Origin of the sequence: Corallococcus sp. AB049A, assembly GCF_003668885.1 — a bacterium.
GTDB classification, from domain to species: domain Bacteria; phylum Myxococcota; class Myxococcia; order Myxococcales; family Myxococcaceae; genus Corallococcus; species Corallococcus interemptor.
Genome location: NZ_RAWL01000329.1, coordinates 1 through 9,920, shown reverse-complemented (window position 1 = coordinate 9,920; position 9,920 = coordinate 1). Strand labels below are relative to the sequence as shown.

The following is a 9,920-nucleotide window of genomic DNA, read 5'->3' as shown; positions in this document are numbered from 1 at the left end:
CTGGCGGATGGAGCGCCGCGCACGGCCGCGTTGGCGGAAGCGCTGCGGGCCCGGGGCTTCAAGGCCTACCTGTTCGATGTGACGCCCGCGCCCCGGACGCGGGGCAGGGTGGGGCTGCCGGTGGCGGCGGCGGTGCTCGTGGATGTGGACGAGGGGCCGGTGCCGCTCACGGCCGGCTACGCGTGCGCGATGGACCGGGACGAGGCGTTGCAGAAGGCGTTGCTGGAGGCCGCGCAGTCGCGGCTGACGGACATCCACGGAGCCCGTGAGGACGTGGCGGCGGCGGACCGTGAAGCGTCGCTGGGGTTCGCGCAGGCGCTGTCGGAGGTGCGTCCCCGTCGAGGAGCGGACGCGATGCCGGATGCATTGGACAGGCGCGCGAAGACCGCGACGGCGAAGGTGCGCACGGTGCTGTCGTTGCTGGACGGCGCGGGGTTCAAGCAGGTGGCGGGAGTGGCGCTGGACGCGCCCGTGCCCGGGCTGCACGTGTGGAAGGTCGTGGTGCCGGGCATGCAAGTGTCGGAGCTCCTGTGAAGCGGCGGCAGGGTGTGAAGGAAGCAGGGGGCGTGGTCGAGGATGCCGCGAGCGGCCCGGCGCGTGATGGTGTTCGCGTGAAGCGCCGGCCGGATGACCTGGTGGTGTTCCTGGGGCCCTCGTTGCCCGCGGCGGAGGCGCGGAAGATCGCGCCGTGCACGGTGCTGCCTCCAGCGCGGCAAGGAGACGTGTGGCGGGCGCTGTCGCTCAAGCCGCGCGCACTGGTGCTGGTGGACGGTGTCTTCGAGGCGCAGCCTTCCGTGTGGCACCACGAACTGCTCGCGGCGATGGAGGCGGGCGTGGCCGTGTTCGGCGGAGGCAGCATGGGCGCGCTGCGCGCCTCGGAGCTGTCCCAGCACGGCATGGTCGGCGTGGGCCGCATCTTCGGCTGGTATCGCGATGGCGTGGCGGTGGATGACTCGGAGGTCGCGCTGCTGCATGCGGACGCCGAGCACGACTGGCGTCCCCTCACCGTGCCCCTGGTGAACGTGCGGCACGCGGCGGAGCTGGCTCAGAAGGCGCGCGTCCTGAATCGCTCCGGAGCCCAGGCCCTGGTGGAAGCGGCAGCGGGCATCTTCTACCAGGAGCGCACCTGGACGCGGATCCGCGAGGCCGTGGAGCCCGCATGGACCCGGCCCGTCTGGGACGCCTGGTTCGCGGGCGGAGTGGAAGACCTCAAGCGGCGGGACGCATTGGAGTGCGTGCGCGCGGGCGCGGAGTTCGTGAGCCGGGCTCCGCCGACGCAACCGGGAGTGCGGCGCAATCCTTCGTCGCTGGTGCGGCGCCGGCGCCTGATGGAGGACGTGACGCGCGTGGGCTCAAGCGCCGTGGACTCCGGGCGCGTGATGGAATTGCTGCGCGGCGCGCCCGACGCGGCGGCCTGGGCGGAGGCAGGCCTGCGCCGGGCGTTGCTCGCGGGCTGGGCGCGTTCGCTGGGCCTCGCCGCGACGGAGGAGGAGATCGCCGAGGAAGAGGCTACGTGGTGGCAGGAGCGGAAGGTCCGAGCCTCGCGCCGGGACGCCTTCCTCGCCGCCAACGGCCTTGATGCGGTGGAGCTGCGCCGGCTGTGCGAAGCGCGGGCACTGGAGCGCCTGGCCTTGCGCCACGCATCGCGGCTCCTGCCTGACGGTCCGTCCTGGGACGAGGCCCTGGCTTCCGAAGCCCGCCTCGGAGGCCAGTGGGAACAGGCCGCCCGAGCGCTGGCGGAATCCGACGACGGCGAATAGCCGCCGGGGGGAAGCCCCCTCGCAATCCGAGACAGCCCCCGCCAGACGTGTTGAGACCTGTTTCATGAACCACCGGTGAACCCCAGGCGGCCTGGCGGGTTGGACGCCTGTTCAGGGGCGAACCTCCTGCTGCGTCACGAAAAAACGTGACAGCCCCGCAGGGCCAGATAGGGTCAACCCCGGAGGTTGTCCGCATTGAACACCGCTCCCTGGGTGGTTCCGCCAAGTGGGTCCGCGCCGTCATCGGCCGGGCACGCTCGCGGATTGCGGGGAATCCGACCTCTGCGGTGGGATGTGGCAGGGAAGGCGCCCTCTGCGGTCCTGGAAGGCCTTGTGGCCGTCCCCACCTGCCAGGTTGTGTCACGGCTTGAGTCAGGGACATGACCACGCCGCTCCACCCGGACCAGCTTGAAGTCGGCCACCACGTCGGACCCTGGCGGATCGTCGGGACGCTGGGAGCGGGAGGCTTTGGCCGGGTCTTCAAGGTGGAGCGGGGCGGGAATGTCTACGCGCTGAAGCTCGCGTTGCGTCCGGCGAATCAGCACGCCAGCGATGAAGAGGACGTCAACGGGCGGCTCTCGCGAGAGGTGGCGGCGCTGCTTGCGTGCGCGCCGCATCCCAACCTGCCGCGAGTGCACGCGGTGGATCGCTGGCCGGATCCACCGGACGGCTACTTCTTCCATGTCACCGACTTCGTGGACGGCGAGACGTTCCACGAGTGGCGCTGGCGGGTGAAGCCCTCCGCCGCGCACCTGTTGACCGTCTACACGGAGGTCGTGCGGGTGGTGGCGGATCTCCACCGCCGGGGCGTGCACCACCGCGACCTCAAGGCGGACAACCTGCTCATCCGCCGCCTGGATGAGCGACCCATCCTCATCGACCTGGGCACCGCGCGCATCCCGGGGGCCTCCACACTGACGGTGGGCGTGGCGCCCGCGTCGCCGCATCTGCTGCCACCGGAGTGCGTGGCCTTCCTGCGCGAAGGCTCCTGGAAGTCGGGAGCGAACTTCGACGCGGGCATCCCGGGCGACCTGTACGCGCTGGGCGCGCTGCTCTACGAGTCCCTGACGGACGGCTACGCCTTCGACCCGCGCCTGCCCTACGAGCGGTTGTTGCCCGCCATCGAGACGGTGGTGCCGCGCGCTCCGAAGGACATCAATCCCAAGGTTCCCTCCAGCCTGTCGGACATCGCGATGCGGCTGCTCTCCAAGCGCCCCGAGGATCGCTACTCGGGGACGGAGACGCTGCTGCAGGCGCTCTGGGACGCGGCCAAGGACAAGCGCCACGCGGACTGGAAGATCTCGCTGGACGTCCCGGCGGATCCGGACGCGGCCGGTCTGGACCGGGGCGTGGTGTCGCTGTCGCAGTTCCCGGGAAGCTCCACGGAGCTGGCGGCGCAAGTGCGTGAGCCAGCGCCCTCGGGACCGGTAGTACCCGCGGAGGCCGTCGAGCCGAAGCGGCGTCGTCGTTCCGGCGCGCTGCTCGGCCTGGGGGCACTGCTGCTGGGCTTCTTGATTTTCGGGCTGGCGCGAATGACGCCGGACCGTCCTCCACCTGCCGTAGCGCCTGTGTCTGAGAAAGGAAGTTCGTCCGTGACTCCATCCCAGAGTCTTCCCGATGCCGCCGTGCTCGCGGTGGCGTCCCCCCCGGATGCGGGTGCCGCCGCCGAGGTGGAACCGCCTCCGCCCGAGGCCGTGAGCGTGCCCACGAAACCCCTGCGTCCGGATGGCGGCGTCATGCGGAAGATCGCTGGAGCGGCCGTAGCGGCCTGCGTGGGCGTGTCCTGCGCGGGCGGCAGTGCCAACACCCGGAAGGACGAAAGCGAGCCATGCCCGGCGGGAGCCGAGGAGGCCATGACTGCTTTGCGGGCGGGAACCATCCCGTTCGAAGGTGTCTACCTGCAGGAGAACGAGAAACGGGAGATGGAGATTCGTGAAGGGCCGTTCCAAGCCCTCGTCCATTTTGCGTCGCGACTGCGCGGACAACTGCCGGTGGGAACGAAGATGAGGGGCCGAGCGGTGTTCAACCCGGGGAACACGCGGCTCCTCTTCACGGAGGCCACCCTACCCACGGGGCAGGTCATCCCCCTCTGCATGGAGTTCTACGACGTCGACCTCGGCCGGTGGGGTTGGGCGCAGGGGCAGGATGGCTACTCGGAGGATACCGCCACCGTGCGGCACATCCCGGTCCAGCTCTTCGGCGTGAAGGCCGTCAAGCGCCTCAACGTCTACCAAGAGCCAATGCCGTTGCCTTACTAGGAACTTCGTCTCGCCGGCGCCTACTCGGGAGGATGGGTCATCGTCGCGCGACGGGCACGCGTAACGCCCCGTGGTAGAAGGGAGGCCCTGCTGCCCCAGTTCGAGGAGCCCTCCCCACCGTGCCCTCCTGTCTGTTCGCCGTGCTTCCGGTTCTTCTCTGGTCGTCCCATGTCCTGGCGGCTTCGCCCTTCGAGAAGGAGGCGCGCGAGGGAACGCTCCGGATGGAAGTGGGGACGGAGGACACGGGAACGCGTCCCATTCGCATCGGGCCTGGGGTGAGCACGACACTGCTCTTTGATACCGATATCCAGCAGGAACAGGTGAGTCTGGAGTCGCGAGCGCAGTTCGCGCGAGTGAGCATGGGAAGCTCGGTGCTCGTACTTGTTCCATCCAATGATTTGCAGCCGGGGACGACCTTGAGTCTGTCCATTCCTTTCAAGGATGCGGGCTCGACGCTTCCCTCAAGGCTGTCATTGCGATTGGTCGTGGATTCCGGCGCCGTGGATCGCCAAGTGGAGATCTATCGGCGGGCGCGTTCCGCGGAGTCGTATCGCCAGGAGGTACTGCAACTGCGCGCGGAGCTGGAGCGCTTGCGACGGGAGCACGTTTCTCCGGCAGCGGGGACGCGTGAGCAGACGGGTTTTCGTGGGCTCTTGATGGACTCGACGGGGTTCCCCGGCGTGTCGGTTGAGCGCACGGCACGGCCATGGAGCTGCAGACGCCCGTGCTCGTTGCTCATCAATAAAAGCTCGTCGTACGTGTCAGGCAGCCGGCGCGCCGTGAAGGTGTGGGTGACGGCGGTCGACAAAAAGCCGTGGACCATTGGCCGGGCAGTGCTCGTGGACCGGCAGGGCAAGGAGTGGGAGTCCCTGCCGCCCGCCCAGCCCGGCCCCATCACGAGCGAATCCGAGGCAACGCTGATCCTGGAGTTCGACGTGAAAAGCCCGGACCTTGATGGCTATCAGTTGAAGGTCTTGGACGTGGATGGCGCCCGGACAGCGCAGTGGAGCGGCATCAGCTTTCCCTGAGCCTGAGGCTTGTCTCAGTCCAGGAACCGCCGCTCCCATTTGCGCAGGGCCTCATTGTCACGGTAACGGCGTGAGACCTCGCGCTTCGCGAGCCAGGGTTCCAGGATGCGGGCCAGTTCCCGGTGCGCTGGTAATACGCGTCCCTCCGCGGTGTCACCCGCATCAGGTTCAATTCCCAGGGTGACGACAGCACGGTCTACCCCCAGAGCCTCCACGGAGGTCCCCGGTGTCTGGAGGCGTGCCGCCAGCACCGAGGTGCCGCCCACCGCTTCGAGCACCGGCGGTCCGAGGAAGTTCATCCAATGGACGCCCTGGACCTTGTCTCCCACGGAGTATGCGTTGTTGTGTTCATCCGGCACATCCATGCCGGGATAGCGAAGGCCGAGTTGAAACATGTGCTGCATGAGGTCTTCCATGCCCAGCCAGGCATGGAAGGACGGCCCGGCATGGCCGGAGTTGAAGGGCAGCAGTTCCGCCAGGGAAAGGGCAAGTTCTCGAAATGGGCCAGGGCCCTGGGATGCGGGAAGCCAGAAGGAAACCGCGCAGGTATGCAGGCCCGGTTCGCGGCGGCTCTCTGGTGAATCCAGGTCAACGCCCTGGTAAAGGAATTGATAGTCAACGAGGCTTCCATAGCTGTCCCTCAGTTGGATGAATGGGACGGGATGCGTCAACAATTCCCGATGCGTTGATTCGAGCGCGGAGTCATCCAGTGCGCGCCATTCGCCTTCCAGGTCGGGGTACCACGTCAGTGCTTGTCGGCCGACGGCTTGGAGGTAGGTCGTCAATGCCTGGGAGATCAGGGGGGCCAGTTCCCGATGGGAACGGCGCATGTAGAAGCAGATGCTGAGCCCCGCCTTCATGATGACGGAGCCATGTCCGGCAACCACTTCGACAGAGGGCAGACGCATGGACATCAATAGACTCCCAGGATGGGTGAGACGCGGAAGGCACCGGCGCCCAAGGCCTCTTCATACATTTCACCCTGGCGGCGGCCCTGCCAGGGATGCCCCTTGGGGTACTGGCGCCATGAGCTTTCCTTGCCAATAGGGCAGGGAAACTTGAAGTCGTAGCTGGCTTCCGCGCGAAGCGGGTCGCCGGAATGGATGACCACGTCGGGGACAAGCGTTCCACGGAGCCGCCCCGCTCTCCCTGTGCGGAGCATCGCTTGCTCTTCACTGGCGGAGATTAATTCAAGTGTGCGTGTCTCCCGCTCATACCGATACCGCTGTTCCACACTGAAGCCCCCGGGCCGCTCAACGGACAGTCGTGCCGGACGCAGCGAAGGGCCACCGTGTGCTTCTCCCGGCCCCACTGCATGGCCCGGGTGATGGGTTTGCCCTCCGCATCCGTTCCGACCTGCTCCTCGCACTGCTTTGTGGTCGGCGTCTTGCCGTCAAGGAGCCGCAGGTTCACGTCCCAGTCCGCCTGTGTCGCGCACTCCTTCATGATCTCCCGCATGCGGGCGAGTGCCGCCGCGTCCATGGCCTTCAGCGCGCCCGCCACGGACGCGCCGGCCTGCGCCGTGGCGCGGACTCGAGTGGGCATGGCCGCGCAGTACGCGGGGTTGGTCCGGCACGCATTCGTGCCCGAATCTATCGTCTGCTGATACTCCCGCCTTGCCTGTCCGCTGCCTGTGGACTGGCACCCGCAGAGCAGCAACCAGCCCAGCAGGGCCGCCGTGTGACGCATCCGCATGGCCTCCGAGCGTGCCAGAATCCCGGCATCCCCGCGCCCATTCCGAGGAGTGGACGGCTCCATGGCCTTGCTCAATCCAGGAACCTCCGCTCCCATCTGCGTAGGGCATCATTGTCACGGTAGCGGCGTGAGACCTCGCGCGTCGCGAGCCAGGGTTCCAGGATGCGGACCAACTCCCGGTGAGCTGGAAGCACGCGTCCCTCCGAGGTGTCACCCGCGTCGGGTTCAGATCCCAAGGTGACCACGGCACGGTCTTCCCCCAGGGCCTGCACGGAGGTCTCAGGTGTCTGGAGGCGTGCCGCCAGCGCGGAGGTGCCTCCCAGCGCTTCGAGCACCGGCGGCCCAAGGAAGTTCATCCAGTGGACGCCCTGGACCTTGTCTCCCACGGAGTAGGCGTTGTTGTGTTCATCCGGCACATCCATGCCGGGATAGCGAAGGCCGAGTTGAAACATGTGCTGCATGAGGTCTTCCATGCCCAGCCAGGCATGGAAGGACGGCCCGGCATGGCCGGAGTTGAAGGGCAGCAGTTCCGCCAGGGAAAGGGCAAGTTCTCGAAATGGGCCAGGGCCCTGGGATGCGGGAAGCCAGAAGGAAACCGCGCAGGTATGCAGGCCCGGTTCGCGGCGGCTCTCTGGTGAATCCAGGTCAACGCCCTGGTAAAGGAATTGATAGGCACCAAGGCCTTCGGCCCCATCCGTCAGCAGGATATGGGACGCACGCTGCTCTCGAAGCTGCTCCTGGACGTATTCCAGCGCGGAACTCTTGCGCTCCTGCCAATAACCTTCATCGTCAGGGTGAGACGTCAATGCATGCGGCCCGACAGCACGAAAATAGGCGGCGGCGGCTGCCTCGACCATTGATGCAACATCCTGATAGGGACGACGCATGTAGAAACAGATGCTGAGCCCTTCCTTGATGACAAGGGAACCCGTCTCAGCGACGTGTCGAATGGATGGAATGTTGCTGGTCATCAGTAGACCCCCAAGATAGGGGAGACACGAAACACCATGGTTCGAAGTGCCTCAGCGTAGAGCCGCCCCTGGTCAAGGAGTTCGTATGGGTGCCCTTGGGGATAAGGGCGCCAATCCGTCCGTCCACCGATAGGACAGGGAAATTTGAAGTCGAACACCGCTTCGGCTCGAAGTGGATCTCCAGAATGGATGACGACATCCGGGACCAGCGTGCCGCGGAGTTGTCCTGTGCGTCCTGCACGGAGCATCGCTTGCTCCTCCGCGGATGTGATCAGCTCCAAGGCCCTGGATGTGCGGTCATACCGATACCGCTGCTCTACGCTGAAACCGCCGGGCCTTTCGACAGCAAGGCGTTTCTGAACGCAGCGAAGGGCCACCGCATGCTTCTCCTGCCCCCACTGCATGGCCCGGGTAATGGGCTTGCCTGATGCATCCGTTCCAACCTGCTCCTGGCACTGCTTCGCCGTCGGTGTCTTGCCGTCAAGGAGCCGCAGGTTCACGTCCCAGTCCGCCTCGTTCGCGCACTCCTTCAAGAGTTCCCGCAGGCGGGCGAGTGCCGCCGCGTCCATGGCCTTCAGCGCGCCCGCCACGGACGCGCCGGCCTGCGCCGTGGCGCGGACTCGGGTGGGCATGGCCGCGCAGTACGCGGGGTTGGTCCGGCACGCGTTCGTGCCCGAATCTATCGTCTGCTGATACTCCCGCCTTGCCTGTCCGCCGCCTGCGGACTGGCACCCGCAGAGCAGCAACCAGCCCAGCAGGGCCGCCGTGTGACGCATCCGCATGCCCCGAGCGTGCCAGAATCCCGGCACCCCCGCGCCACATGCCGGGTAGGGTGCGGCTCCACACGATGACCACCGACTTCACGCCCGAATCCCTGCGCTGCGTCCGCGCCGATGCGCGCGAGCCCGAGGGCTACCGGGCCGCTCTCGGCGACACCCGCGCCTCCCTGCTCCACACCGACCCTCCCTATTGCCTGCTCACCCGGCGCCGCAAGGGCGGGGACCTGCGCGACCCCCGCGCGAACAAGAAGATCGATCGCAACCCCATCGTCCGCTTCGAGTCCGTGCGCGACTACCGCGTCTTCTCCGAGGCCTGGCTCACCCGCGCCACCGCGCACCTCACCCCCGACGCGCCCCTCATCATCTGGACCAACCTCCTGGGCAAGGAGCCCATCCTCACCGCCGCGAAGGGCCTGGGCTACACCCACCTGCGCGGCGAATACGTCTGGGGCAAGCGCACCACCGACAAGAACGCCAACGAGCAGATCCTCCGCGTCTACGAGGTCGCCCTCGTCATCGCCCGCACGCCCGCGCCGCCGCTCGCCCCCGGAGACGCCCCCACCGTGTGGGCCGTCGTCGGCGGCTACGACGATGACGCCGAGGCCGCGCACTGGGGCGGCCACCCCCACCACAAGCCCTTCTCCGTGCTGGAGCCCCTGGTCCGCACCTGGAGCCGCCCCGGCGACACCGTGCTGGATCCCTTCGCGGGCAGCGGCTCCATGCCCTCCGCCGCCCTGCGCCTGGGCCGCCGCCCCGCCTGCATGGAGGTCGAACCCGAGTGGGCCGAGCGCGTCACCCAGCGCCTTCGCGACACCGCCCGTCAGCTCGCCAGCGCCCGGTAGAAGCGCGTCTCGCTCCACGTGGGCACGTCCGTGGGGCGGTGCCCCCACCAGTTCATCACCAGCGTGCGCCGCTCGCGCGAAGGGCCCGGCAGCTTGCCGTCCGGCACCTGGTTCTCCGCGTCCAGCACCCCGTGCGTCAGCGTCCCGTCGAACACCACCAGCCGGTTGGGACGCGGCGCCACCAGCGTCAAATCCTCCAGCCGCTCCGGCGCGAGCGACGGGTTGTCCTCGCACGGCATCTCCCGCGTCACCGCCAGCGCGCCGCCCCGCACCCGGTTGAGGAACAACACCGACGAGCGCACCGGGTGCACCAGCTTCCCCGTGGCCAATGCCAGCCGCTCATCCCGGTCCTGGTGGAAGTCCACCCGCACGTCCGTGGCCCGCATCCGCGACAGCCACCACTCCACCCCGGCGATCTTCCAGCCCTTCGTCACCCGGGGCCGCAGCGTGTGGATGACCTCCTCCACCACGTTCTCTGGCGGCCCGAAGGCGTACCAGAACGTCGTCTGGTACGTGTGGCGCAGGCGCTCCCCCTTGAGCGCTCCCACGCGGCGGGAGAGCCGCTGGAAGAGGGGAGGGGGCAGGGC

10 protein-coding genes are annotated in these 9,920 nt (G+C 67.8%); 5 read left to right on the top strand and 5 right to left on the bottom strand.

Annotation, left to right across the window (positions count from 1 at the left end; all coding sequences use genetic code 11):
* The 4 genes from D7X55_RS28535 to D7X55_RS28520 form a co-directional block, all read left to right on the top strand.
* The coding region (locus D7X55_RS28535; RefSeq protein ID WP_199747193.1) for a YcaO-like family protein at positions 1-534 on the top strand (534 nt) is incomplete at its 5' end.
* 77 nt (positions 535-611) lie between these two features.
* Positions 612-1,760 (top strand): TfuA-like protein, encoded by a 1,149-nt coding sequence (locus D7X55_RS28530; protein ID WP_120548861.1) that lies wholly within the window; start codon positions 612-614, stop codon positions 1,758-1,760.
* Positions 1,761-2,140: 380 nt separating this feature from the next.
* Positions 2,141-4,018 carry a serine/threonine-protein kinase gene (locus tag D7X55_RS28525; RefSeq protein ID WP_120548842.1) on the top strand — a complete coding sequence of 626 codons (1,878 nt, stop codon included), beginning with the start codon at positions 2,141-2,143 and terminating at the stop codon, positions 4,016-4,018.
* Between the two features lie 119 nt (positions 4,019-4,137).
* On the top strand, positions 4,138-5,046 hold the full coding sequence (locus D7X55_RS28520; RefSeq protein WP_121724706.1) for a DUF2381 family protein: 909 nt from the start codon (positions 4,138-4,140) through the stop codon (positions 5,044-5,046).
* Positions 5,047-5,060: 14 nt separating this feature from the next.
* Here the strand turns inward: D7X55_RS28520 and D7X55_RS28515 are convergent, their stop codons facing one another.
* The 4 genes from D7X55_RS28515 to D7X55_RS28495 all read right to left on the bottom strand — a co-directional run bounded on the left by D7X55_RS28515 (position 5,061) and on the right by D7X55_RS28495 (position 8,302).
* Positions 5,061-5,960 carry a type VI immunity family protein gene (locus D7X55_RS28515; RefSeq protein WP_121724705.1) on the bottom strand — a complete coding sequence of 300 codons (900 nt, stop codon included), beginning with the start codon at positions 5,958-5,960 and terminating at the stop codon, positions 5,061-5,063.
* 271 nt (positions 5,961-6,231) lie between these two features.
* Entirely contained in the window at positions 6,232-6,816 is a 585-nt protein-coding gene (locus D7X55_RS28505) for a hypothetical protein (protein ID WP_147470243.1), read from the bottom strand.
* Positions 6,813-7,712, bottom strand: coding sequence for a type VI immunity family protein (locus D7X55_RS28500; protein ID WP_121724702.1), 900 nt, complete (start codon positions 7,710-7,712; stop codon positions 6,813-6,815). The genes D7X55_RS28505 and D7X55_RS28500 overlap by 4 nt, the downstream gene beginning before the upstream one ends.
* Entirely contained in the window at positions 7,712-8,302 is a 591-nt protein-coding gene (locus D7X55_RS28495; RefSeq protein WP_158626434.1) for a hypothetical protein, read from the bottom strand. The genes D7X55_RS28500 and D7X55_RS28495 overlap by 1 nt, the downstream gene beginning before the upstream one ends.
* A gap of 257 nt (positions 8,303-8,559) precedes the next feature.
* On the opposite strand from D7X55_RS28495, the gene D7X55_RS28490 reads away from it, so the two are divergent.
* Positions 8,560-9,333, top strand: coding sequence for a DNA methyltransferase (locus tag D7X55_RS28490; RefSeq protein WP_120548862.1), 774 nt, complete (start codon positions 8,560-8,562; stop codon positions 9,331-9,333).
* Here the strand turns inward: D7X55_RS28490 and D7X55_RS28485 are convergent.
* Positions 9,312-9,920, bottom strand: a 609-nt coding sequence (locus tag D7X55_RS28485; RefSeq protein ID WP_233610122.1) for a hypothetical protein, incomplete at its 5' end; no start/stop codon positions are given. The two genes, D7X55_RS28490 and D7X55_RS28485, sit on opposite strands and share 22 nt — an antisense overlap.